The 23,973-nt window shown below is 53.6% G+C and carries 24 protein-coding genes; 11 read left to right on the top strand and 13 right to left on the bottom strand.

Annotation, left to right across the window (positions count from 1 at the left end; translation table 11 throughout):
- Positions 1–297: 297 nt before the first annotated feature.
- Positions 298–2,079, bottom strand: coding sequence for a helicase HerA domain-containing protein (locus HCG48_RS03335; RefSeq protein WP_168567888.1), 1,782 nt, complete (start codon positions 2,077–2,079; stop codon positions 298–300).
- Positions 2,080–2,908: 829 nt separating this feature from the next.
- Between HCG48_RS03335 and HCG48_RS03330 the strand changes: the two genes are divergently transcribed.
- Positions 2,909–3,295: an AbrB/MazE/SpoVT family DNA-binding domain-containing protein gene (locus tag HCG48_RS03330; RefSeq protein ID WP_168567887.1), complete on the top strand. Its 387-nt coding sequence runs from the start codon at positions 2,909–2,911 to the stop codon at positions 3,293–3,295.
- Between the two features lie 384 nt (positions 3,296–3,679).
- Here HCG48_RS03330 and HCG48_RS03325 read toward each other — a convergent pair whose 3' ends face one another.
- Positions 3,680–4,618 carry a ParA family protein gene (locus tag HCG48_RS03325; RefSeq protein WP_168567886.1) on the bottom strand — a complete coding sequence of 313 codons (939 nt, stop codon included), beginning with the start codon at positions 4,616–4,618 and terminating at the stop codon, positions 3,680–3,682.
- Positions 4,619–5,470: 852 nt separating this feature from the next.
- Here HCG48_RS03325 and HCG48_RS25750 point away from each other — a divergent pair.
- Both HCG48_RS25750 and HCG48_RS25745 read left to right on the top strand, forming a co-directional pair.
- Positions 5,471–6,088 carry an RNA-guided endonuclease InsQ/TnpB family protein gene (locus tag HCG48_RS25750; protein WP_246259878.1) on the top strand — a complete coding sequence of 206 codons (618 nt, stop codon included), beginning with the start codon at positions 5,471–5,473 and terminating at the stop codon, positions 6,086–6,088.
- On the top strand, positions 5,985–6,746 hold the full coding sequence (locus HCG48_RS25745; protein ID WP_246259877.1) for an RNA-guided endonuclease InsQ/TnpB family protein: 762 nt from the start codon (positions 5,985–5,987) through the stop codon (positions 6,744–6,746). Before HCG48_RS25750 ends, HCG48_RS25745 begins: the two co-directional genes overlap by 104 nt.
- Positions 6,747–6,771: 25 nt before the next feature.
- On the opposite strand, the gene HCG48_RS03315 is transcribed toward HCG48_RS25745, so the two are convergent.
- Positions 6,772–6,996, bottom strand: a complete 225-nt coding sequence (locus HCG48_RS03315) for a hypothetical protein (protein ID WP_168567885.1) — start codon at positions 6,994–6,996, stop codon at positions 6,772–6,774.
- A 441-nt stretch (positions 6,997–7,437) separates the two neighbouring features.
- On the opposite strand from HCG48_RS03315, the gene HCG48_RS03310 reads away from it, so the two are divergent.
- A complete protein-coding gene (locus HCG48_RS03310) occupies positions 7,438–8,049 on the top strand; it encodes a DNA endonuclease (RefSeq protein WP_168567884.1) in 612 nt (203 codons plus the stop codon).
- 137 nt (positions 8,050–8,186) lie between these two features.
- Here HCG48_RS03310 and HCG48_RS03305 read toward each other — a convergent pair whose 3' ends face one another.
- On the bottom strand, positions 8,187–8,354 hold the full coding sequence (locus HCG48_RS03305; protein WP_168567883.1) for a hypothetical protein: 168 nt from the start codon (positions 8,352–8,354) through the stop codon (positions 8,187–8,189).
- Positions 8,355–8,490: 136 nt separating this feature from the next.
- On the opposite strand from HCG48_RS03305, the gene HCG48_RS03300 reads away from it, so the two are divergent.
- Positions 8,491–9,132 (top strand): YdcF family protein, encoded by a 642-nt coding sequence (locus HCG48_RS03300; protein WP_168567882.1) that lies wholly within the window; start codon positions 8,491–8,493, stop codon positions 9,130–9,132.
- A gap of 22 nt (positions 9,133–9,154) precedes the next feature.
- Here HCG48_RS03300 and HCG48_RS03295 read toward each other — a convergent pair whose 3' ends face one another.
- The 5 genes from HCG48_RS03295 to HCG48_RS26380 form a co-directional block, all read right to left on the bottom strand.
- On the bottom strand, positions 9,155–9,793 hold the full coding sequence (locus HCG48_RS03295) for a lysophospholipid acyltransferase family protein (RefSeq protein ID WP_168567881.1): 639 nt from the start codon (positions 9,791–9,793) through the stop codon (positions 9,155–9,157).
- A 13-nt stretch (positions 9,794–9,806) separates the two neighbouring features.
- Entirely contained in the window at positions 9,807–10,688 is an 882-nt protein-coding gene (gene fabD / locus HCG48_RS03290; protein WP_168567880.1) for an ACP S-malonyltransferase, read from the bottom strand.
- Between the two features lie 69 nt (positions 10,689–10,757).
- Positions 10,758–11,756 carry a beta-ketoacyl-ACP synthase III gene (locus HCG48_RS03285; protein WP_168567879.1) on the bottom strand — a complete coding sequence of 333 codons (999 nt, stop codon included), beginning with the start codon at positions 11,754–11,756 and terminating at the stop codon, positions 10,758–10,760.
- Between the two features lie 81 nt (positions 11,757–11,837).
- Positions 11,838–12,905: a phosphate acyltransferase PlsX gene (plsX, locus tag HCG48_RS03280; RefSeq protein ID WP_168567878.1), complete on the bottom strand. Its 1,068-nt coding sequence runs from the start codon at positions 12,903–12,905 to the stop codon at positions 11,838–11,840.
- A 29-nt stretch (positions 12,906–12,934) separates the two neighbouring features.
- A complete protein-coding gene (locus HCG48_RS26380; protein ID WP_281362074.1) occupies positions 12,935–13,069 on the bottom strand; it encodes a hypothetical protein in 135 nt (44 codons plus the stop codon).
- Between the two features lie 82 nt (positions 13,070–13,151).
- Here HCG48_RS26380 and HCG48_RS03275 point away from each other — a divergent pair, with 82 nt between their 5' ends.
- The 5 genes from HCG48_RS03275 to atpC all read left to right on the top strand — a co-directional run bounded on the left by HCG48_RS03275 (position 13,152) and on the right by atpC (position 19,978).
- A complete protein-coding gene (locus tag HCG48_RS03275; RefSeq protein WP_168567877.1) occupies positions 13,152–14,465 on the top strand; it encodes a D-alanyl-D-alanine carboxypeptidase in 1,314 nt (437 codons plus the stop codon).
- 103 nt (positions 14,466–14,568) lie between these two features.
- Positions 14,569–15,570 (top strand): zinc-dependent alcohol dehydrogenase family protein, encoded by a 1,002-nt coding sequence (locus HCG48_RS03270; RefSeq protein WP_168567876.1) that lies wholly within the window; start codon positions 14,569–14,571, stop codon positions 15,568–15,570.
- 51 nt (positions 15,571–15,621) lie between these two features.
- Positions 15,622–17,799, top strand: coding sequence for a pentapeptide repeat-containing protein (locus tag HCG48_RS03265; protein ID WP_246259875.1), 2,178 nt, complete (start codon positions 15,622–15,624; stop codon positions 17,797–17,799).
- Between the two features lie 183 nt (positions 17,800–17,982).
- A complete protein-coding gene (atpD, locus tag HCG48_RS03260) occupies positions 17,983–19,437 on the top strand; it encodes a F0F1 ATP synthase subunit beta (protein WP_168567875.1) in 1,455 nt (484 codons plus the stop codon).
- 133 nt (positions 19,438–19,570) lie between these two features.
- Entirely contained in the window at positions 19,571–19,978 is a 408-nt protein-coding gene (gene atpC / locus HCG48_RS03255) for an ATP synthase F1 subunit epsilon (protein ID WP_168567874.1), read from the top strand.
- 156 nt (positions 19,979–20,134) lie between these two features.
- On the opposite strand, the gene HCG48_RS03250 is transcribed toward atpC, so the two are convergent.
- The 3 genes from HCG48_RS03250 to HCG48_RS03240 form a co-directional block, all read right to left on the bottom strand.
- Positions 20,135–20,440, bottom strand: coding sequence for a DUF7734 family protein (locus HCG48_RS03250; RefSeq protein WP_168567873.1), 306 nt, complete (start codon positions 20,438–20,440; stop codon positions 20,135–20,137).
- Positions 20,441–20,486: 46 nt separating this feature from the next.
- Complete coding sequence (locus HCG48_RS03245; protein ID WP_168567872.1) at positions 20,487–21,086, bottom strand: DUF3177 family protein; 600 nt, start codon at positions 21,084–21,086, stop codon at positions 20,487–20,489.
- A 226-nt stretch (positions 21,087–21,312) separates the two neighbouring features.
- Positions 21,313–21,546, bottom strand: a complete 234-nt coding sequence (locus HCG48_RS03240) for a Calvin cycle protein CP12 (RefSeq protein ID WP_168567871.1) — start codon at positions 21,544–21,546, stop codon at positions 21,313–21,315.
- A gap of 532 nt (positions 21,547–22,078) precedes the next feature.
- On the opposite strand from HCG48_RS03240, the gene HCG48_RS03235 reads away from it, so the two are divergent.
- Positions 22,079–23,302: an FIST signal transduction protein gene (locus tag HCG48_RS03235; protein ID WP_168571718.1), complete on the top strand. Its 1,224-nt coding sequence runs from the start codon at positions 22,079–22,081 to the stop codon at positions 23,300–23,302.
- A 356-nt stretch (positions 23,303–23,658) separates the two neighbouring features.
- On the opposite strand, the gene HCG48_RS03230 is transcribed toward HCG48_RS03235, so the two are convergent.
- Positions 23,659–23,913: a hypothetical protein gene (locus tag HCG48_RS03230; protein WP_168567870.1), complete on the bottom strand. Its 255-nt coding sequence runs from the start codon at positions 23,911–23,913 to the stop codon at positions 23,659–23,661.
- Positions 23,914–23,973: the final 60 nt, after the last annotated feature.

The following is a 23,973-nucleotide window of genomic DNA, read 5'->3' as shown; positions in this document are numbered from 1 at the left end:
TTTTTCATCCGCAAAACTACTCAAGTTCAAAAATTACCGATCGCCTTCGTTGTCGAGGGGCGATCGCCGCGCTAATGCTAATATTCCCTCAGTTGAGGAAATAGCGATCGCCGGGCTCGGAGGGACGATCCCCGTCGCGGACGCTCGATCGCCGCGCCACCCCTAGGGCGATCGAGATACCCTTACTATACGAACGCCTCGGGGGCTGGCAAATCTCCCTAGGGATAGATTTCGCGAAAATTACTACAATTCGACAGACTTTTCCCCTCTTAAAAACCGATCTCAACCGGAGAACCGTTAAAATCCCAAATCTGCTTTCGCCGACTCCGCCGCCTTCAACACCGTATCGTCATCCATTTCATCCCACGCCACATCGCCAATTTCGCGATAAAAGGCTTCGTCGTAAGGACGAGTACGGACGACCACAGGCATCGGAACCGCATGACCGAGAATCAACGCTTGTTGCTTCGAGTCCAGTTTTGACAACACCGATCGCAAATTTTGACCTCCCGAAACCCCGGTAAAAATGGCCTCGATATCCTTATCGTCGTTGAGTAAAGCCGTAATCCGGGTACCGACTTGGGACATCACCTCATTGTCAATCCCCGAGGGGCGCTGGTCTACCACTAACAGCGTCACGAAATATTTTCGCATTTCCCGGGCGATCGTGCCGAAAATCGTCTGGCGGACCGTCGCCGAGTCTAAAAAGCGGTGAGCTTCCTCAATAGTAATCACCAACTGACGCGGGCGATCGCCGGGATCCTTCGTTTGCAAAAACTGCTCCGCCTTCTGGACGTAACTCCCGTGAATGCGACGACTGATCACATTCGTCGCCAACATATACGAGAGCATATTCGACTGAGACCCGAACTCGATCACGACGTGTTTACCCGCATTCAGGGCGTCGAGAATGCGCCCCACGTAATTGTGAGGGCAACTATTGCGCATATACTTCAGTTCGTCCAAACGAATCAACTTGCGCTGCAAGGCCATAATCGAAGACTTATTGCCTCGTTTTTCGTCGCAAAACATTTGGATATCTTCATTACTCATCGAAAGTAATTGGGTAATCCAACTTTTACCGAATTCGTTACGCAAGATAATCGCATTTTCGATACTCGCTTCCGACAAATTCAAATCTCGGGCGACCAAGCTAATGTCTTCCACTTCGATTTGGTCGTAACCGAGATACAGTTCTTGGGCGTCGCGAACCCCCCGACGGCGGGTCGATTCCGGGTCGAGAGTGTAAATTTCGACCTGTCCGGGAAACAGTTGTCGCAAACCCTTGACCGTACTAAATTGCTTGCCTTCCGTCGCCGCTTCCCAACCGTATTCCGAGTGCATGTCGAAAATCAGGTTAACTGCCGCTTGCTTGCGGATGATGCCAGAGAGCAACAGACGGGTCAGGAAGGACTTTCCGGTGCCGGATTTGCCAAAAACGCCATTACTGCGCTCTACGAAGCGATCGAGGTCGATACAGACGGGGACTTCCATATCGAGGGGTTGACCGATCGCGAAATTGCGGCGATGGGGGTCGTCTTCCCAACCGAAGACGGCGCGAAAATCGGCTTCGGAAGCGTCGTAAACTTGGGAAAAGTGGCTGGGAATGGTTTTGACCGGGAGCAGTTCCATCGGCGCCCCAGTTTGGGCTTGGTAGGAGGCGAGGGCGCCGTTATTGCTATTTTGGCCGTTGTTGCTGTTTTCTGGAGTCTTACGGTTACCCTGATTGGCGTTCCCTTGGGTGTTGAGTAGGGAATCGGGGCTCCACCCGCGATCGTCGGTTTCTGGGGTGAGCATCAACATCGGCGCCAGCTCGATTCTACCGTAGGTGCCACTTCCGGCGAGAACGGCTTGCATGAAGTCGTCTTCGGGATGGGGAGGGTTGACCAAAATGCGATCGCTGGTCGTTCCGAGGGCGACGTCGGTGAGCAAACAGAAAAATTGAGATCGCGCCCCGCGAACGACTAAGAACTTACCAACCCGCATTTCTTCAACGGAAATGTCGGGATGCAGGCGAACTTCTAAGCCTTTGGAGAGAGAACCTTGGATGACCGAACCTAAAGGTTTATCTAAATTCATGCTGAATCGCGATCGAAGCTTTAGCCGATTTTATAGTGTTTTTTCAAAGGTTGCTGAAAAATTCTACAACTTGGGGATAGGGCGATCGTCCAATTCAAGAACCGATCCAAAATTTGCTTTAATCTGTTATGCCTGGATATTTTTAGTCGGGTTCTGCTCGAAAATGGCGATCGCGGCCAAATCTGCTATTTTCTCCCTCAAAATCTTGTTAAAACCGATAAAAATCGCCGCCGTTCCTCTCCCCTATTCCCTCCGCCGATCGATCGGGCGATCGCGCGCCCCTGAGACTTGAGACATCGATAAAGGGTGATTTCCCCTAACTCCAGACCCGGCGATCGCCCCATCCCGATTTCCTTAGCAAATCCCCCCCCGATTTTCTTCGAGACGATCGCCAAATATCGACGAACTGCCGAACATTTTAATCCCCACCGACACCCTGGGTTCCATCTCGTTATCCTCTAAGCGAATCGTTGCCACTGGATAGGTCGATCGCCTTGCACCTTTGGTTACCACCTCTCGGTTTCTCTCTACTGAGTTCTATTTTTAGCGGGCGATCGAACTTGGGGAAGCGGCGATCGCCCCTCGCGATTCCCTTCCTATGGAAAATAGCCGGATCGTCCAACTGACAGCATCTCTTTGGGATTTCGCTGTAATCTTTATAGCGTAAGGATTTGGAGCTAACCGATCGCCTTCTACCGTGCCCTTCTACCCTCGGACAGGTAGGGCGATCGCTGCCGACCGTCGGAGAAATTTTTTTCAATAATGATATCGATTGAAATTCCAGCTTTGATGATAAAATACTATTAGCAGTCTCTTAAAAAATTGACATATGGCTAAGACGAAAAATCCGGTTCCCTTAACAGGAAAAGACCTACTAGAGAAAGTTAAAGACTTGGCCAATCTTAGCAAGGAAGAAAAAGCCAAAGCCTGCGGCTACTACACCTTGACTAAGAATGGGATCGAGCGCGTTAACATGATGGCCTTTCTCAACGCCCTCATTGATGCCGAGGAAATCGATCTAGACGGTTCCTCCACGGGACGCGGCGGGCGCAGTGCCAGCTATAAAGTTAGCGTTCAGTCTAACGGCAATATCCTCATCGGTTCCGCCTATACCAAACAGATGAATCTCAAGCCCGGAGATGAATTTGAGATTTCGTTAGGCAGAAAGCACATCCATCTCAAGCAAATTGACGCTCAAGGTGAAGAAGATATTTAGCCGAAATCGGGTTATTTTTTGGAGAAACGCCTCAAATCGGCCAGTCATAAAATCTTCAAAAACCGATTGACTACCGACCTACGGATGAGTTCAATCCTATTTCAGTCCGAGTCGGATCGGCGATCGTGTCGAACGTACAATTGAGATCGCCGTAAACGCGGCTGGTCGAAGATTGATTCCCTTTTGCAGTAGGAAATCCAAAGTCAAAAAATTTGTCAGCTTTCACGGGTAGGATCGCACAATTAGGGCTCAAAGCGACAAAATACAGCAAAATTTAGAGTGGTTAAAGGGGGAGGCGATCGATCGCCTCCCCCGCCACTTGTATCGCCTTTTGTATCTCTTCAGATTCGATCCTTGTAAGGGGCGATCGCCCGCCCCGACTCCTCAATCCAGATTGACCAGATTTAACTTCCGTTTTTGCTGCTTCATATCGATCGCCACTTTCAGTTTAGCCATCACCTCTTCACTCAACTGAGCAAAAGCTTTCGACCCCGCACAACCGGGATTAGTCATCATCACGGGTAGAAAACTATCCACCGCTTTAGAAACATTAATATCGTTGGGAATTCGGGTTTTAAAGATCTTCATTTCCCCGAAATCGTCGTGAACCCGACGCATCACTTGCTTGTAATAGCGACCGTTGAGCAACCCACTCGACATCGTAAACACGATCCCCATCAATTCCAGGGTCAGGGGTTCGTCGTCCTTATAAGTTTCTCGCAGTTGGTTAATCCGTCTTTGTAAAAGCTGAATCCCAATTAGGGAAAGGGGTTCGGGTTTGGCGGGAATCAAATAAAAATCGCTCGATACCAGGGCGCTACGGGTCAGCAAATTGTAACCCGGCGCGCAATCGAGGATGATAAAGTCGTAATCTCTTGAAACGGGTTCGAGGATCTTGGCGACTAAAAGCTTTTCGAGTTTATTCCAAACCAAATTAAAATCTTCTTTCGCCAAGCGAACCGCTTTTTCGTGCAAGAATTCCGAGATCGTGAACTCGTCGTAAAGCTCTAAATCCCCCGGAAGTAAATCCAGACCTTTTTGATTGCCGACATATTTTTTAATCGCGTCCTGAATCGGTATGCTGTGTTGGGAGATCGGTTGGATAAAGTCGTTAATTAAATGTTTGAGAGTGCGTCTTTCTTTGCGAAGTTTAGAAAATTCGTGAGGCGAGACCAGACTGAGAGTGGCGCTGATTTGAGTGTCGAGATCGACCACTAAGACCCGCTTACCCTGCTCCTTTGCCAATGCAGTTGCTAAATTGACCGTGAGCGTCGTTTTACCCACGCCTCCCTTCATGTTGGCTGTTGCGATAATTTGTGCCATAAGTCAAGTCCTCTGTGAAGTATGATGCACGCCAAACCTCAATGGGGTGAGGAGTCGAGAGAAGGCTCAAAACGAGTGGGCTTTGAGCGATCGCCGATCGCGAACCAAAGCGATCCATTCAGCAGGGATTCATTGAAAACCCCAAGGGAAGGGCTTGTCACTCTCTCGTCCCTTGGAGTCCGTCCGAGACCTTTACTGTTGTAGCCGATCTCGGCGTTCCCTGACCCCCAGCAACGGGACTGGGGCGCGTCTGTGGCGCTAAATTGACAAAGGTAGGGAACGAGGGCGAAGGATTCACAAAAAGTTCGAGCATAATACCATAGATTTTTGGCGTGAGGGTCAACGGCGAGGAGACGAACCGAGATCCTCAACCACGAGCAATGGTGAATTTCTCCCCCTTAAAATAGCGCGGGACGGGGGCGGCGATCGCCCGTCTCCCTCGCCTCCGTCGAAACAGACTCGCAGACTGGATGATATTTGCAAACTTTCCCAAACAAAGCGACCCGATCTCCCTAGGGGAAATCGGGGGTTTCTCGGTAAGGACGAGAGAATTTGGAGCTTACCCGGCGGATCGTTGTGGGGGATCCGTGGCCAGATTGAGGTTCGGGCTTGGCTGAATTAAGAGATCGATCGGAGTAGGGACGAAAAATGTTTCGCTCCTAGATCGGGATCTGCGATCGGCTGTTCGTGTTTTCTGCTCGGTCGATCGTGCGGGGGTTTAACTTTTGAGGGGTTCGGGGACTTATAACTCCCCGAGCTGGTCTCATCCCCACCCTACGGGAAGGGCCAAGCCCTACGATGGGAATGAGACCAGCATTTACAGGCAGCTATAGCCTGTAGTAAACTCCGGCCATGCTGACCATGAACTACACTTACCGAATCTATCCAAATGTCGTACAGCAGACTGAACTGCGGTCGTGGCTTGAGACGTGCCGAGGCGTATATAACTACGCGTTGCGCGAACTCAAGGATTGGATTGCTTCTCGTAAGTGTTCGGTAGACCGATGCTCGCTGGAAAAGGAATACATCATTCCCGCCGATGAGCCATTCCCGTCTTACCATCGTCAGCAGAATAACCTGCCCAAAGCGAAGAAGCAATTCCCACACTTGGGTAAGGTGCATTCTCAGGTGTTGCAGACCACAATTCGCAGACTGCACGATACCTGGGAAGTATTTCAGAAACGGGGATATGGATTTCCGCGTTTCAAAAAGTTCGGTCAATTCAAATCCTTTGTGTTTCCCCAATTCAAGGGCAATCCCATCAATGGCTTCACAATCAAATTGCCAAAAATTGGGGAAGTACCCATCAACCTGCATCGTCCCTTCGCCCCCCTTTCAAAGGGGGGTTGGGGGGATACAGCTAAGGGTGCTGTCCAAGGTACGGGGGACGCAATGGTATGTTGTCGTCACCATAGAATCGGATATATCAGTTCCCGATGCCCCGGTTCGCGGTCGGGCGATTGGGATTGACCTAGGATTGGAGCGATTCTTGACTGCTTCCGATCGCTCTTTCCAAGAGCGCCCTAAGTTTTTCAAGTCGATGCAACGCAAGCTGAAATTGCTGCAACGCAGAGCAGCACGAAAACAGAAGGGTTCTCAAAACTGGGAAAAGGCGCAAATCAAAGTGGCTAGAATGCATCATCGCATTGCCAATCGTCGTAAAGATTTCCATCTGAAGACGGCTCATCAGCTTTGCGACCAAGCGCAAACCATCTTTGCAGAAGACCTCAACGTCAAAGGCTTGACGCGAGGGATGTTGCGAACAGATTGTGTTGATGCTGCCTTCGGGCAGTTCTTGTCTCTGACGGAATGGGTGTGCTGGAAGCGAGGAGTCTACTTTGCTAAAGTCAATCCCAACGGCACCAGTCAAACCTGTCCCAACTGCTTTGCTACGGTGAGCAAAGGGTTGGAAGTCAGAGAGCATCATTGTCCTGAGTGTGGGTATCGGACTCATCGTGACCATGCTGCAGCAGAGATGGTTTTGCATCGTGGACTCGAACAAGTCAGTAGCCAGGGACTCTGGCGAAAGGAAACCGCCTGTCAAGTCGGTCTGTCGGGGGTCGATGACCTAGATAAGTGGCGTGGGGCCCGAATACCCAATCGTGAGGTGGGGAAGCCCGCGCTGTAATCTTTGATTCAGCGTCGGGAGGATGTCACGAGGCTTGGGCGATCGGTTCGCTCAAACGAGCCTGCTTGTGTAGCAATCTCGATTGTTGGGTGACCCGACCGGACATCGCCGCATGTTGCAAGGTCATGAAGGCGTTGAGATCTTCGAGATCGTAGTGACTGGCCAGCAGATGTCGCAATTGGTTTTCGGCTTCTATACTGAGATAGCCACTGATTAAAGCTTGTTGTACGACGTCGCGAATAAGAGCCATAGTCCGATCCCGTTTGCGTTTCAATCTCTATAGTTCCACTATCGATTCCCGAACTAAATCTTGCCGTGACTTTCGTGGGGGCGATCGCGTGATAGAAGTGGGGATAGGGGGTGAGCCGATCGCCCTCGAACCCGCGATCGAATCGGCCTTCCCGTGTGACGGCGATCGCTCTTGCTCCCTATGGAACACCCCGGCGCCCGTGCCTCTCCCGCCTCCAGCCAGTCTCTGCTATGATTGTTTTAGCCTATGGGGCTGTGGCTCAGTAGGATAGAGCAAGCGCCTCCTGAAAACTCGGGCACCGTAGGGGAAACTCTACGAGTGAATGTGGTCAAACTCAAGGAAGCCTAAGTCGGTCGATGCCGATACGGTAATCTTGAGCCAAGCTCTACCGAACTCCGGTAGAGAAGGTGCAGAGACTGGTTTGAAGACGCCCGCATCCAGATGGACTACAATGTCTCATCGAAAATAGAGCAACGGGGCATTTTAACGGGAATGTTGTTGGGTCATGCCAAACGCCGTAAAGAGAATTTCTTTATCGTTCATGGCGACCGACAGCAGGGCTATCTCGCCTACAAACAAGAGATTCTCGAAGCCATTACCCGCAAGCGTGTCGGCGTTCGCCAGCGTTTCTCGCGACGAGGACGAGTATTAGTGTACCTCGAACCGAAGTCGATCCCCCTGACGCGAGTTTTAGTTCAGCGACTCTATCAGGGCAAACGCAAGACGATCGCCCGTCCCTTTTTGAACGGTTTGACCCCGGCGGGAATTGCCATTTGGTTTCTCGATCGCGGCTCGAAATCGTTCAAACGTCATGAGGGAAAGATTAAAGCCCTCGAAATTGTCCTGAATACCCGCTTATCCCCGGTGGAAAATGAGCAAGTCATTACTTATTTTTCAGAGGTATGGGGTTTCGAGTGGGGGTTAAAAAAAATACGGGACAGTTGGGGGTTGAGAATGGGAACGCGCGAAGGGAAACGGTTTTTGGAGTTTATCGCTCCTTACGTTCCCGAATCGATGCTCTACAAAATCCAAACAACGCCTCTTCAAACATAACGGCCACCACCTACGGGCGATCGCGCCTACGGTGAAGGAATAGTCCGGAGAGCGAGGAAACTCGCACCAATCTGAAGCGCTAGGTCGCCGGTTCGAATCCGGCCAGTCCCGTTCCATGTTACTCTCTAGGAAAATAATCATCTGGGTGTTTTCCCGGAAATGTGCGTCTCAAGCCAGGTCTGCTCGGGACGTGGGGCGGTTTCTGGCGGCGAGTCCTCGCAGTGCGATCGCCATTCTTGGAAGCCATTGCGGGAAGGCTTCGGGGGCGGCGCCGGAATGATTTGCACCCTGTTAAGGGTCAGCACCCCGCTCTCAAGAGACGGGGCTTCGTGCCTCTCCTTTCGTGGGGGCGTTTCGCGAAACGCCCCTACCCATTTCGCGAAACGCCCCTACCCAGCCTAAGCCCTTTGAGGGCTACGTTATCGGTGAACAGTTGCAAGAATGCTAGTCAAGATCGGTCAAAAAGCGGTCTGTAAGAAAAGGGACGATCGGCGGCGATCGCGCCGTTGCCATGCCAAACGCCGATCTTGTTTGTGGCTTTCGCTCTTCTTGTTCGTCCTTTTACTATCCGGCTTCGCTTACAAGCAATATCGCACCGCCTTCGATCGCCCCAAAGCCTTACTCGTCCTCGGCGGCGATACCGAACGGGAAGAATTTGCCGCCAACTTCGCGCGATCGCACCCCGACCTCGATATTTGGGTCTCCTCGGGAAGCAACCCCGAATACGCTCAATGGGTCTTCGATCGCGCCGGAATCGAACCCCACCGCCTCCATCTCGACTATCAAGCCGTCGATACCGTCACCAATTTCACCACCCTCGTCGGCGAATTCCAAGCCCAAGGGATCGACAGCGTGTACCTGATCACCTCCGACGACCACATGCTCCGCGCCAAAGTCATCGGCGAAATCGTCCTCGGCAGTCGTGGCATCACTTACAAGGCGATCGCGGTCCCCTCCGGTCGCGAAGCCGAACCCGTCGAAAAATCGATCCGCGACGGGTTGCGCGCCATTTTGTGGGTGACCACCGGGCGCACCGGAGCCAGTCTCGGGCAGTTAAAGTCGGGCGGGGGCGATCGCCGATAGGGAGTTGGGAAGCGGGAACCCCTCAGCGACCTAAATCGTGCAGATCGTTAATTATCCCCGCACAAGTCGCCGTGAACGTCTCTAAATCTTCACGACTCGTCGATTTCGGCGGATCGAGCACTTCGCCGATCCGAACGGTGACCGGGACGGGTTTCGGTAACGCGGACCCTTTTTTAACGATCGCCTGCGTTCCCCACAAACTGACCGGAAGCACCGGGGCTTGCGCTTTCGCTGCGATTAACGCCGCCCCCAACTTGGGCGCCGTAATCCGGGCGTCCGGGGTGCGCGTCCCTTGCAAGAACAATCCCGTCGCCCATCCTTGTTCTAAATAAGAGAGCGCCGCCCGCATGGCCGCGCGATCGCCCTTACCGCGTTTGACCGGATAGGCCCCGTACAGGCGAATCGCATCTTTCAACACCGGAACGCGAAATAACTCTTCCTTCGCCATAAACGCCACCGGACGGCGCATACAGTTCGACAGGATCGGCGGGTCGAAGTCGCTGGCGTGATTGCTGACCACGATCAACGGGCCTTCTTGCGGCACGCGATCGGCGCCGTAAATGCGACCCCGAAAATAGGCGTGCAGCATCGGACTGACCACCGACCATTTAAACAGGTGGTAGAGCACTAAACTCTTGACAGGCTCTCGGTTATGACTCATCGGCTCGAAACCACTACGCCGAACCGAGATCGGCGAGACTGCCGACCTGTTGCAAGCTCAAGCCACTGCGCTTGAGCAAGCCACTGAGGACTTTCCCCGGACCGACTTCGATCGCCGCTTCGATGCCGCATTCGGGCAGTTGCTCGCCGATCTCGCGCCAGCGTACCGATCCGGTCATTTGGCGGGCGAGGCGTTCTTTCAACTGTGCGGCGTCGGTGGCGGGGGTCGGGTCCGTATTGGACAGCACCGGAATGGCGGCGTCCCTAAAGGGAACTCGATCGAGGACTTGTTGGAACTCTGCTGCCGCCTCGGCCATCATCGGCGAGTGGAAGGCGCCGGAAACATTGAGTTTGACCGCCCGTTTGGCCTTGACGTTGGCCAGGATCGCCTCTACGGCGTCGGGGGTGCCGGAAATGACGACCTGGGCGCGACTGTTGTCGTTGGCGAGGACGACGTCGGGATTTTGTTCGATTGCGGCGGCGAGTCCGTCGCGATCGAAGCCGATCAGGGCGGCCATTTGTCCGCCTGCGGCGCCGTCCATCAGTTCGGCGCGGCGTTTGACCAGTTCCAACCCGGTTTTAAAGTCGAAGACTCCGGCAACGTAGAGGGCGACGTATTCGCCCAAGCTATGTCCGGCGACTAGGGCCGGGGCGTCGTGGCCGCGATCGCGCATGATCTCGGCCAAAATGCTCTCGACGACGTAAAGACAGGGTTGGGTGTAGAGGGTTCGTCCGAGTTGGGCTTCGTCTCCGTGGCAAATCTCGGGGACGGACCACCCCAAAACCTGGGTGGCGGTGTCAAAGCGAGCGGCGGCGAGGGGATGCTCGCTGAGGTCGGCGCCCATGCCGACGGCCTGGGATCCCTGGCCTGGAAAAATCCATGCGGTTTTAGTCATTAGTTCTTCTGGAATTCTCGCACAAACGATTGTCAACAAGAATTGAGGGGAGTTTATCCCCGTTTGCCGTTATCCCCATTCAAAGATGGCCGCGCCCCAAGTCACTCCGGCACCAAAGCCGGAGGCGGCGATCCGATCGCCCGGTTTGATTTGGTTGTGGCGGACGGCTTCATCTAACACTAAGGGGATGGAAGCGGCGGATGTGTTACCATACTTCGATAAATTTGTCAATACTTTTTCCCGAGGGCAGTGGAGGCGATCGGCGACGGCATCGAGGATGCGTTGGTTGGCTTGGTGGAGTACGAGCCAGTCGATTTGGTCGATGTTGAGGTTGGCGCGGTAGAGGGCTTTTTCGATGACTTCCGGGACTCGTTTGACGGCGAAGCGATACACTTCTTTGCCGTTCATGGCGATCGTGCCGTAATCCCCTTGGCCGACTTCGATCGCGCCGACGAGGGATTGGGGCTGAGTGCGGTAGGGCAGTTGGAGACAGTTGTTGAGACTGCCGTCGCTGCACAGCTCGAAACTCAAGAGGCGATCGCCCGTGGTCGAAGCCTGCACGACCACCGCCCCGGCGCCGTCGCCGAACAGGACGCAGGTGCGGCGATCGTTCCAATCCACCCAACGGGAGAGGATATCGGCGCCGATTAACAACACGTTGCGATAGACCCCGGTGCGCACGAACTGTGCCACCGTCGCCAAACCGAAGACAAAGCCAGAACAGGCCGCCGTCAAGTCGAACGCCACGGCCCGCCGCGCCCCGAGTTGCGCTTGGATGGCGCTGGCACTGCCGAACAAGTCATCCGCCGTCGAAGTCGCCAGCACGATCAAATCGAGATCCTCGACCTCGATCCCGGACATGGCGATCGCCCCTCGTGCGGCGCGAGTAGCCAACTCTGTAAGGGATTCTCCCGCCTTGGCCAGGCGCCGTTGGCGAATGCCCGTGCGGGTGGCGATCCACTCGTCGGAAGTCTCCACCAGTTGGCTTAACGTATCATTATCGAGGGAAGCACTGGGGGTTGCCGAACCGCTCCCAGTAATAGCAATGCCTGCCCCTAATTCTTTCATTAGCTGTCTCCGTCGCTTGCTCGGGTTCCGATTCCGCCACGATACTCCTCAAAGTTGGCCGCGATCGCCCCTCGTGCGCCTTCAGCTTTCCGCCGAGGGTTGAGAAACGGGCGATTGCTGAGTGCTTTCGGGATATTGCGATTTAATTCTCTCTAAAACTTCGCAATCGATCGCCTCTTTCGCCAAGCGAATCGCATTAAAAATACTCTGCGCTTGGGAACTGCCGTGACTGATGATACAAACCCCAGCCACACCCAGTAACAAACCGCCGCCGTGTTCGACGTGATCCACCCGTTGCTTGAAGCGTCGCAAACTCGGTTCGACCAACTTGGTACCGAGTTTGCCGAGCCATCCCTGTCCGAGTAACTCCTCTTTGAGCGTTTGCAAGACGATCTCGCCGACCGCTTCGGCAAACTTCAACAAGACATTGCCGACAAAGCCATCGCAAACGATCACGTCAAAATTCCCCGAAAGGACATCGCGCCCTTCCGCATTGCCGATAAACGAAATAAACGAATTTTCGGCGAGCATTTGATGGGTGCGAACCGCCAAATCGTTGCCTTTCGAGGGTTCTTCCCCAATATTGAGCAAACCGATTTTTGGCTGAGCGACCCCGAGGACGTATTCGCTATAAATCGCTCCCATGACGGCGAATTGTTCGAGAAACTTGGGACGACAATCGACATTGGCGCCCACGTCGAGGATTAACACTCGTTTATTCGGGTTAATCGTCGGAAACACGGCGCCGATCGCCGGGCGATCGATTCCGGGTAAACGTCCCAACCGCAGCAAAGCCGCCGCCATCGCCGCACCGGAATGACCCGCCGACACCACCGCCTCGGCGCGATTTTCCTTCACCAGATCCATTGCCACCCGAATCGAAGCTTTACGCTTGCGTTTGAGGGCGGTCAGTGGCTCCTCGTGCATCTCGATGACTTCTTCAGCCGAGACAATTTCCACACCGTCCAAGTGGGAAATATCCACATCTTTTCGTTGCGCGAGGGAGGCTTTTATCTGGTCGGCATGGCCGACGAGTAGAACCTCCACCCCTAACTCTTGGCGAGCTTTGAGCGCTCCAGCAACAATTTCGGCAGGGGCATTATCCCCACCCATAGCATCTATTGCGATCCGTGCGCGAGTCGATCCCATCGATCAAAGTCATAGAAACCTTAAAGATTCTACCAGAAGGGTTCGACGCAAACATCAATCCCCCGACAAATCCGATCGCCGTCGAGATCGAAAAACGGCGATCGCCCGTTCGTTTCCCGTCTAAAATCGGCAAAGACAACCCCCAAGCGGCATAATTGAGCCATTCCCCGCGCCTTCTACGGGTGGCGTCGGGATCTCGACGTAGACAGGGTGATGTGGCCGAGTAGAAACGACAGAAGTTAAACGATGTTGGAGTTATTGACGACGGGTTTGGTTTCGGTGTGGTTGGAGATGGCGGGGGTGGAACCCTCTGCGCAGGAGGCGATCGAATTGTTGGTCGGTCCGCCAATTCCCGGATTGGTCTTCGGGAAGGAGGGGGACGCGATCGCCGAACGACGCTTGCAACAATACTTACAAGGATTGACAGCCGGAGGGATGTCTGCCAATGCCCAAGGCATTTGGATTCAGTCCGACTATCAACTGCTCGCCGACAATCAAGGCACCATTCCCCGTCCCGCCGCCTCGATTACCAAAGTGGCGACCTCTTTAGCCTCCTTACTTGTGTGGGGAATAGACCATCAATTTGAAACCCGCATCAAGACTGCCGGATCGATCGCCAATGGCGTTTTACAAGGGGATTTGATCGTCGAAGGCAGCAACGACCCCTTTTTCGTGTGGGAAGAGGCGATCGCCCTCGGTAATGCCCTCAATCAACTCGGCATTCGTCGGGTTACGGGCAATTTAATCATTTCCGGCTCTTTCGTGATGAATTTCGATGGCGATCGCGCCAGCAGTGGCCGACAGTTGAAACAGGCTCTCGATTCGAGCCAGTGGTCTCGCGAAATCGAGGAATATTACTGGAAGATGGCCCCGGGAACTCCCAAACCCCAAGTGGCGATCTCCGGAACCGTCCGCCTCCAAAGCGATCCGGTTAAAACCGCCAAATTGGCGATCCGTCACCAATCCCTGCCCCTGGTCGCACTGTTGAAACAAATGAACATCTACAGTAACAACCAGATGGCACAAATGCTCGCCGATGCCCTCGGCGGCGCCCAAAAAGTGAGAACTTTGGCCGCCCGCGCCGCCGGAGTTCCCCTCGCCGAAATCCAACTGATTAACGGTTCCGGCTTGGGACAGGAGAACCAAATTTCCCCCCGGGCTGCCGTCGCCCTATTTATGGCGATCGATCGCTATATCCAACCCCACTCCCTCAATTTGAGCGACGTATTCCCCGTCGCCGGACGCGATGGCGGCACGATGGACTACCGCAACATTCCCCAGGGGGCGATCGTCAAAACAGGCACCTTGTGGGACGTCAGCGCCCTCGCCGGAGTCTTGCCGACGAAAGATAAAGGACAAGTCTGGTTCGCCGTCATCAATGGCGGCGGCGACTACGTGCTGACCTTCCGCGAAGAACAAGACCGCTTGCTCAATCAATTACTGCAAGATTGGCAAACTTCCTTACTGCCTCCCTCCGCCCTCAACCGCGCCCGCCGCGATCGCCTCAAATCCCTGAATATAGGCGATGCCAGCCGCAACGAACTCTTGTGGGGCGGTTGAGCTGTTTGAGCAGAATGTACCTTTTCACTGCAAGTCGGCGCGATCGCGATCGCCTTTCCTGTAGCATGAGCTGTTAAAAAGCGGTTGAATTAGAGGCTACAACATGAAAGCAGTCGTCATGAGCGCTGCCGGAACCCCAGACGTCCTCGAAGTCCGAGACGTCCCCATGCCCAAAGTCGAGAACAACGCCGACGTCCTCGTGCGCTTGCACGCGGCTGGAGTCAACCCCATCGATACCAAACTCCGTTCCCGGGGCAACTTCTACCCGGACCGCAGCCCCGCCATCCTCGGTTGCGACGGCGCCGGAGTCGTCGAAGCCGTCGGCAGTGGCGTGCAGCAGTTCAAACCCGGCGACGAGGTTTATTTCTGCAAAGGTGGTTTGGGCGGTCCTCGGGGCAATTATGCCGAATATGCGGTGGTGGAGGAATGGTCCCTCGCCAAAAAACCCGCCTCCCTGTCCTTCGCCGAAGCCGCCGCCGCCCCCTTGGTCTTGATTACGGCCTGGGAGTCGTTGTACGATCGCGCCCAACTGCAAGCGGGACAGCGCGTTTTAATCCACGCCGGGGCCGGGGGCGTCGGCCACGTCGCCATCCAATTAGCGCGCCTGCAAGGGGCCGAAGTCGCGACCACGGTCGGTTCTCCGGAAAAAGCCGAATTCGTCCGCCAACTCGGCGCCACCGTGCCAATTTTGTATAAAGAACGCGATTTTGTCGAGGCGGTGATGGAATGGACCGGTGGCGAAGGGGTAGACGTCGCTTTCGATACCGTCGGCGACGACACCTTTTTTAAAACCGCCCCCGCCGTTAAAGTTTACGGGGATTTAGTCACGATTCTCGAACCGAAACCGGAATTCGGCAGCTTGAAAACCGCGAGATTGCGGAATTTACGCATCAGCCTCGAACTGATGTTGACGCCGATGATGGAAGGACTGCTCGACGCCCAACGGGATCAGGCGAAGATTTTGAGCCAATGCGCCCGTTTATTTGACGAAAACCGCTTGCAAATCCAGCTTTCGCACACTTTCCCCCTAGAAGAAGCTGCCGCCGCCCATCGCCTTTTAGAAACGGGTTCGATGACGGGCAAAATTGCCCTGACGATGGGCTAAATGCGGCGATTCGCCACGGTCGGCTCGCGTCGGGGAACGGAACAAAGGATCGTGTTTGGGCGTAGAAGTATAAAAATAATCTCGATCGCCTGTCTGGCGATCGCCCTGTTTTGCTGCCTGTTTGTCGCCCGGGTTGAGGCGTCAACCCTCGGCAATGGAGGCAGTACGGGCGATCGCACCCTCCTGACCGTAGAGCGCTTGCAAGCGGCGATCGCCTCCCCCGTTACCAGAGACGGATCTTGCACAATAGATCTCACTCACTTAACGATCGACTTGAGACCGGAAAACGGCGAATTTCGCGATCGCTTTTACGAAAGCTTACAAACCGCCCTCAATCCAACCGGAATGCCCCTCGGTTTAGACTTATCCGATTCCTTGATTCGCGGCCCATTGATCGCCCGGGAATTGGGCTTGAGAACCCCTTTATATGGCAATGCCCTCGCCGGATTGTTCGACGATCGCGAACGGGAACAATTAGCGCGCGATCGTCGCCGTTTGTCCCAACTCAGCCAACTCTCGCGCTCCCTCGTCAGCACCCCCCTCGAACAAGCTCAAATTGCCGTTTTTCGCCAACCGCTCAAACTCGTCGGAACCCATTTTGAAGGGGCGACTCAATTTAACAATACCTTCTTTCTCGATCGCCTCGAAGCCACGGGGGCGCAATTCGACGAAGAGGCGGACTGGTCGCAAACTCGTTTCAGCGAAGCGGCAATTTTTGGCGGAACCGTCTTCAAACAACAAGCTCGCTTTCGCGGGAGTATCTTTTTTGAAAAAGCGAAATTCGATTCCGTTCAATTTAAAGGCGTCGTTAACTTTCAAGGGGTTCACTTTGAAGAGTCCGCCAACTTCGATCGCGCCCACTTTTTTCAACTGGGAGACTTCGGACGATCGCACTGGCGAGGCAATGCGGATTTTAGCCAATCCCAATGGGACGATCGCGCCTTATTTAACCGAGGAAAATTTGAAAAATCTTTATTTTTAACCGATATTTTCTTTAACAAACTCGCCAGTTTCCGCGAAGCGCGATTTAGCCAATCGGTCAACTTGCGCGGGGCGAGAATTATGGATCGCCTCGCCTTTAGCGATAGCGTTTTCGCCCGAGGCGCTTATATTAATTTAGCCGGATTCTCTTTCGATTCCGAAGAAGCAAAAATCACCGGAGATCCGGGACAAATTGGCCGAGTGTTAGCAATTCCCAACTTGCAAGGCAACGAAACTTTATTGCGGCAATTGATCCATAACTTTCGTCAACAAGAACAAATTGCCGACGCCAATCAAATCGACTACATGAGTCAATCGTTGCGCGATCGCAACTTGCGGCAAAAACTGCTCGGGGTCAATGTCAATACTGCCTCGATCCGCCAACTCATTGAAATAGGATTTTCGCGATCGCAAGCCGAAGAGATCGACCGAGAACGACAAGAGCGGATTTTCGGCAATTTAAGCGAATTACTAACCCTCAAAGCGATCGATCTAGCCACTTACATCAAAGTGCGCGATCGCGCGATCGCCGCCGAAGCCCTTTCCCTCGGGGCGTGGCTGCGAACGGCTCTCACCTGGTGCGGCTTGAGCGTCTTGCTGCTGTTGAGTCGCTACGGAACCAGTTTCGGACTCGCCTTTGGCGTCGGACTCGTGGCGATCGCCTACTTTAGCCTACTCTTTTGGTTCGTCGATCGCTACCGCCCCCACGTCCCCAAACCCGTCATCCCCACTCGCCTCGAAACCGCTTGGATGGCAGGTAGTTTCGCCGTCCTCGCCGGAATGGGGATTCTCGCCATCTTCCGCACCGGACACCATCCCTGGCTGACCTTAATCTGTCTCGCCACTCTGACGATTCCCGTTCCCGCCGTCCTCACCGTCACCCTTTACCGACAACGAGCCCACGACCCGATGGATCGCAGTTATTTCGTCGAAGACGGCGGAATGCGACAACTGCGCCTGACCATCGGACGCTTACCCGTGATGCCCCGATTTGGCTTTTTCCGCGATCGTCACCTGCCCATTCTCTGGGACCGTCGCTGGAACTGGCTCAATTACTACGATTTCAGCCTCAACAACCTGCTCAAATTCGGCTTTAACGACATCCGCGTGCGCGACGAACACCTCCCCGGCTTAATCTCCGGCTTGGTTTGGTATCAGTGGAGTTTGGGTCTCCTTTACATCACCTTGTTGTTATGGACCCTTTCTCGCACCATTCCCGGCTTGAATCTATTGATTTACTTGAAATAGCCGCTTCTTTCCCCGCCGGAATCAGCCGATTGCAACCGCCCGATTCCGGATTAACCCCTTTAAAGAATTTGAGAAGTTCACGGCGATCCCTATCGGTGATAACCTTAAAGATGGCAATTTTTATGTTCTGGTCAGATATCCGCTCGGATTGCATATAGCTGAATAATCAAGAAAGACGCAAGCATGGTCACCACCGCAGAAAAAACTAACGTAGGCTACCTGACTCAAATCATCGGCCCGGTTGTAGACGTGAAATTTCCCGCCGGGCAAATGCCCAAAATCTACAACGCTTTAAATATTAAAAGCAAAGATGCTTCGGGCAACGAAATTTCCGTTACCTGTGAAGTGCAACAGCTCCTCGGCGACAACCAGGTTCGCGCAGTTGCGATGAGCGGAACCGACGGTCTGGTGCGCGGCACCGAAGTGATCGACACGGGTAGACCGATCAGCGTTCCCGTCGGCACGGCAACCCTCGGTCGCATCTTCAACGTCATCGGCGAACCCGTGGACAACCAAGGGCCGGTCAGCACGGACGACACTTTACCCATCCACCGCTCTGCCCCCACCTTAACCCAATTAGAAACCAAGCCTTCGATCCAAGAAACTGGGATCAAGGTCATCGACTTGCTCGCTCCCTATCGACGAGGCGGTAAAGTCGGACTGTTCGGCGGTGCTGGAGTGGGCAAAACCGTGATCATCCAAGAGTTGATCAATAACATCGCCAAAGCTCACGGGGGTGTGTCCGTGTTCGGCGGTGTGGGCGAGCGTACCCGCGAAGGGAACGACCTTTACAACGAATTTATTGAATCCAAAGTGATTAACGCTGAGAATCTCAGCGAATCGAAAGTGGCTTTGGTGTACGGTCAAATGAACGAGCCCCCCGGCGCTCGGATGCGTGTGGGTCTTTCGGCTCTGACGATGGCCGAATATTTCCGCGATGTCAATAAGCAGGACGTGCTGCTGTTTATCGACAATATTTTCCGTTTCGTGCAAGCGGGTTCGGAAGTGTCCGCCCTCCTCGGTCGGATGCCTTCGGCGGTGGGTTACCAGCCGACCTTGGGGACGGAAATGGGCGAACTGCAAGAGCGCATTACCTCGACTACGGAAGGCTCGATTACTTCGATTCAAGCGGTTTACGTCCCGGCTGACGACTTGACTGACCCCGCTCCGGCGACGACTTTCGCTCACTTGGATGCGACGACGGTGTTGTCTCGGGCGTTGGCGTCGAAAGGGATTTATCCGGCGGTGGATCCGTTGGATTCTACGTCTACCATGCTGCAACCGAGTGTGGTTGGCGAAGAACACTACACCACGGCTCGTGCGGTGCAGGCGACCTTGCAGCGCTATAAGGAATTGCAAGATATTATCGCGATTCTCGGGTTGGATGAATTGTCCGAAGACGACCGCTTGACGGTGGCGCGCGCCCGTAAGATCGAGCGCTTCTTGTCTCAGCCGTTCTTCGTGGCGGAAGTGTTTACTGGTGCTCCCGGTAAGTACGTCAAGTTGGAAGATACCATTAAGGGATTCAATATGATTCTCTCTGGCGAACTTGACGATCTGCCGGAACAGGCGTTCTATCTGGTGGGCGATATTAATGAAGCGATCGCCAAAGCGGAGAAAATGAAGTCGCAAGGGTAGAGTGCTGGACGCGCGATCGCCCTCGGAAGAGTCAGGCGGGTGGATCCCCCTGGCTCTCCCCGTCGAAATTCGGCGCGCGATCGCCGTTTCTTCTTTCCCCGAGCGAAAATCGACTATAGCGGAAAACTGAGATATGTCATTAACCGTTCGCGTGATTTCTCCAGACAAAACGGTCTGGGATGCGAAAGCTGAGGAAGTGATCCTGCCGAGTACCACGGGTCAACTCGGCATCTTGAGCGGTCACGCTCCCCTGCTGACGGCTCTCGATATCGGCGTGATGCGCGTTCGGGAGCAGAAAGATTGGGTTTCGATCGCCCTGATGGGTGGCTTCGCCGAAGTTGAGGAAAACGAGCTGACTATCCTGGTCAACAGTGCCGAAACGGGTGAGGCGATCGAACTCGAACAAGCCCGCCAAGCTTACACGGAAGCCCAACAGCGCTTGGAAAAGGCCGCTACGGCTAACCGTCAAGAGCAAATCCAAGCTAAGCAAGGCTTAAAGCGCGCCCGCGCCCGTTTCCAGGCCGCAGGCGGCATGGTTTAAGTCTTTACTGGGCTTTCTTCATCCACATTCATTACAAAAAGTACGAGAGATCGCCAGATTTCTCGTACTTTTTGGTTGTGGGTGTTGACAAAAATTTTAAAATGTGATAGAAGCGCACGGAATGATGGGGACTCTAGAATCTAGAATCTAAAATCCTCAAACCCCCAATTCCTCCAATAACTTCGCCATCTGTTCCCAGGTCAAATTTTGTTCGATATATTGCGGATTGTCGGGATCGAACGGCCCTCGGAGGCGATCGATCCGTTGGACGATCGCCCCGTCCGGTAAGACGGGGATATCCGGATCGAACGCCGTGGCGCGCATCAGCGAACTGGAAAATCCTTTAAAAATGGCCACGCGATCGCCTTCCCCGTCAATTTCTGCCTCGACGATCAAAACTTCCTGGGGTCGTTTGAGGGTGTATTGCTCCAAGCGAGTACCGATAGAAGATGAAGAACTCATCAATTTAATTCTCCTGGCCATCTCCATTCTCAAAGATCCAAGCCATTTAGTGACCCGTCGCCGAACGTCCTTGGCGGTTGAGGCGCACCAAGATAAAGTAACTCAAACAGCCGACATAAAACAGCAAAGCCACAATTCCGAGAAATCCGAGAAATCCCGGCGTCGAATTGGCGTGGAAATACTCCTTATATCCCCACGGCGGTGCCAACCAAACCCGACAGTAGGAATCTTGTAAAACATCTTGTTTGCTCATCAAGGCGCAACGCAGAAAGGGAATTTGCACTAAAGTCCCGATCCCGTTATAAATCGTAATCAGCCAGCGCCAGGAGGTAAATGAAAGTTTTAACGGCGACTCCGCGCGATCGTCAATTTCCTCGTTGAGATCCACCCAAAACCACAGGGCGATCGGAATTAAAAGACGGGCGAAGAATGCCGCCACAAAACTAATCGGTAAAGCGGCGATCATCAAATAGACTGTAATCGCCAACAAGCTCGACACGCGCCAGTAAATGGTCAGCAAATGTACGATCGCGTCGGCTTTCTGGACGAACGCCCAAATCAGCAAAATTAAAGGAATGAAGACAGTAAACAGAACGGCGAGTCGGTAATCCGTCCAGACGAGACTTTCAAACAACGATAAATTCATAGTCCGATGTAGCAAACAATCTCGGCAGCCGTGGGGAGCGAGTTATCCTCGCGAGGGTTCGATGGGACGAAGCCGCGCGCGAGTGGTGGGTTGAGCTTTGGCCGAGGTATTCCTCCCGACGCGCAAGATAACACAAAAACGAAAGCAACTGGAATCCTCGCAGTTCGAGATCCAGTTGCTCCATGGCGGCGATCGCCGGGGAAATCCCCCTCAAGGCGCCATCGTTTTAGTCGTCGTAAAGCCGACACTCCGCCGCGTCGGGATTGTCATCGCAGTATTTTTCAAAAGAGGTTTTCTGGGGCTTTTGCCGTTGGTGAGAGGCTTCGGCTTGGAGTTCTTCGACGGCATCCCAAGCGGCGGCACATTCACCAGAGGTCGAGCCACTGGTATCGCAAACTTGACGGGCTTGCTCGCGTTCTTGTTCGATTTGTTCGTCGATTTTTTGTTGGGTGTTGCTCATGATGATCTTTTCTGAATTCCAGCTACTTTTGCCAGTATAGAGAATGTTTTTAGATGGAGTCGATCGCCGAGAACGTTGTGGGCAATTGCCCGAACTGAAGGCATTGGGGGGACAACTCGGCTACAGTGGCACCAACAGCACGCTGTGAAAGCGAATTGCTCCCAAGCGCTTTAAACGCTTGATTCCCAACCACTGACAGTGATACAAGAAACTAGGGCATTAAGAGTGTATCTATTTTTATTTTTTAAGATTTCAGACGCGAGCCGATCGGCGATCGCCGCGACAGCGCACTTCAATGCCCTATCTGTTAACTTATGTTAACACGACAATCGACGACACCCATTGAACGAAACGAACGAGGGGCGATCGCCGCCATCTGCACCCCGAGGGAAAGCCGAGAGGGAACTGTCGCAGTGACGAGCTGGGGCAGGATTTGAGTTGACGCCGATGGGCCAACCGCGCACGATCCCGAGTCCCAACCCTCCCCCTGTAAAATCTAAAATCTCAAAAGGTGGAACCTGTGACAGCGCCAATGAAGTGGGTCAATACATTATCCAGACGTGCGTCTCTAGAAGCGGCGATTGACGAAGTTGTGGAACAAGCGCGAGAACAGTTGTCAGAATCCGCCGATTTAGGGCTGTTATTCATCTCCTCAGCCTTTGCGAGCGAATATTCTCGCTTGATGCCCTTACTGCACGAAAAACTCGAAATCGGCACCTTAATCGGTTGCTCGGGAGGCGGTATTATCGGCATGAATGCCGCCCACGAAGCCGAAGAACTCGAAGAAGAACCTGCCTTAAGTTTGACCCTGGCGCACTTACCGGAGGTTCAAGTCCACGGCTTTCACCTCGACGGGGAAGCATTACCCGATTTAGACAGTCCTCCCGATCGCTGGATGGAGTGCATCGGCGTTTCTGCTGCCAATCGCCCCCAATTCGTGATTTTAGCCGATCCGTTTTCTGCCAAGATTAACGACCTACTCGCCGGACTCGACTTTGCTTATCCCGGCGCCACTAAAGTTGGCGGACTCGCCAGCAGTGGCGCCGGAGGCAATACCACCGCCTTATTTTGCAACCGCCAGATGTATCGCGAGGGAAGCGTCGGCGTCGCCTTGAGTGGCAACCTCGTTTTAGAATCGATCGTCGCCCAAGGATGTCGGGCCATCGGTCAGCCGTATCGGGTGAAAGAATGCGATCGCAATATCATCTTGCAACTCGAAGACGTGCAGGATCGTTCAGCCCCGGTCACCCCTCTCGACGCCTTGCGCGAACTGATTCAAAGCCTCGATTCGAGCGATCGCGAATTAGCGCAACATTCCCTATTTGTAGGGGTTGCCCGGGACGAATTCAAGCTCGAACTCGAACGGGGCGACTTTTTAATCCGTAATTTGCTCGGGGTCGATCCGCGTGTCGGCGCGATCGCGATCGGCGATCGCATCCGTCCCGGACAACGGATCCAATTCCACCTCCGAGATGCCAATACTTCGGCGGAAGACCTGGAAATGCTCTTAGAGCGCTACAAACGCGAGATCGGCGCTTCATCCTCTTCCCCCCGTCATGTCGGCGCCTTACTGTTCTCCTGTCTCGGTCGTGGCGCCCGCCTTTACGGCGAGGCCCACTTCGATTCGCGGTTATTCGCCCGTTATTTCGACATTCCCCTCGGCGGCTTTTTTTGCAACGGGGAAATTGGCCCGGTGGGGGATGGAACCTTCCTGCACGGCTATACGTCCGTTTTTGGTATATGCCGTCAACCCTAGAGGGCAAATCACACCTGGCTATTCAACAAGTTCGGGCGATCGCCGCTATCCCAAAAGGGAGTTATATCCGAAAAGTGTTTCATTTTTCGGAGTTTTTTGGATTGGCTTGGGTACCAATCGATTGAATTCAAATCTGCGAAGAACTTGCAGATTTTTTATTGTTTTTCGATCTCCAATGCGGCTCCAACTTATTTCTGGATCGGATAAGTTGCACTCCCCCGACTGCGATCGCCTCAGCACTCTTTTCGGTAATCCCTTACTCGATGCGAATAGTCCTGCGCTGGAAGATGACAACGGTTTCACTCGGGGATATTTTTTGTCTACAAAGAGATTCAAAAATTAAAATTGTTTCGTAATCAAACATTGACTAAAGATTTATTAAATCGGCGATCGCGAGGGTTACAGCTCCTAGCAATCTGGGTATGATTTAAGCGTGAATCTTGTTGGCAAAATTGCCATAAATTTTCGAGCAACCGAACCCAACGCCCGCAATCTCGGCTTTCTTTTTCAAATTCGCTTCCTGACATTTCGGCGACGCGATCGCGATTGAGGGTTGTTTTTGACCTTGCCGTTGCCCCAGCAACCGGGCGATCGGGTTCAAAAGACGACACAAAAGCGGATAGACCTTCCTCTTCTCTTGTCCTGTCTTCAACGAGAACAAGCCTTGTAGA

The sequence above is a fragment of the Oxynema aestuarii AP17 genome (assembly GCF_012295525.1).
Classification (GTDB): Bacteria; Cyanobacteriota; Cyanobacteriia; order Cyanobacteriales; family Laspinemataceae; genus Oxynema; species Oxynema aestuarii.
This window is presented reverse-complemented; position numbering and strand designations above follow the sequence as displayed.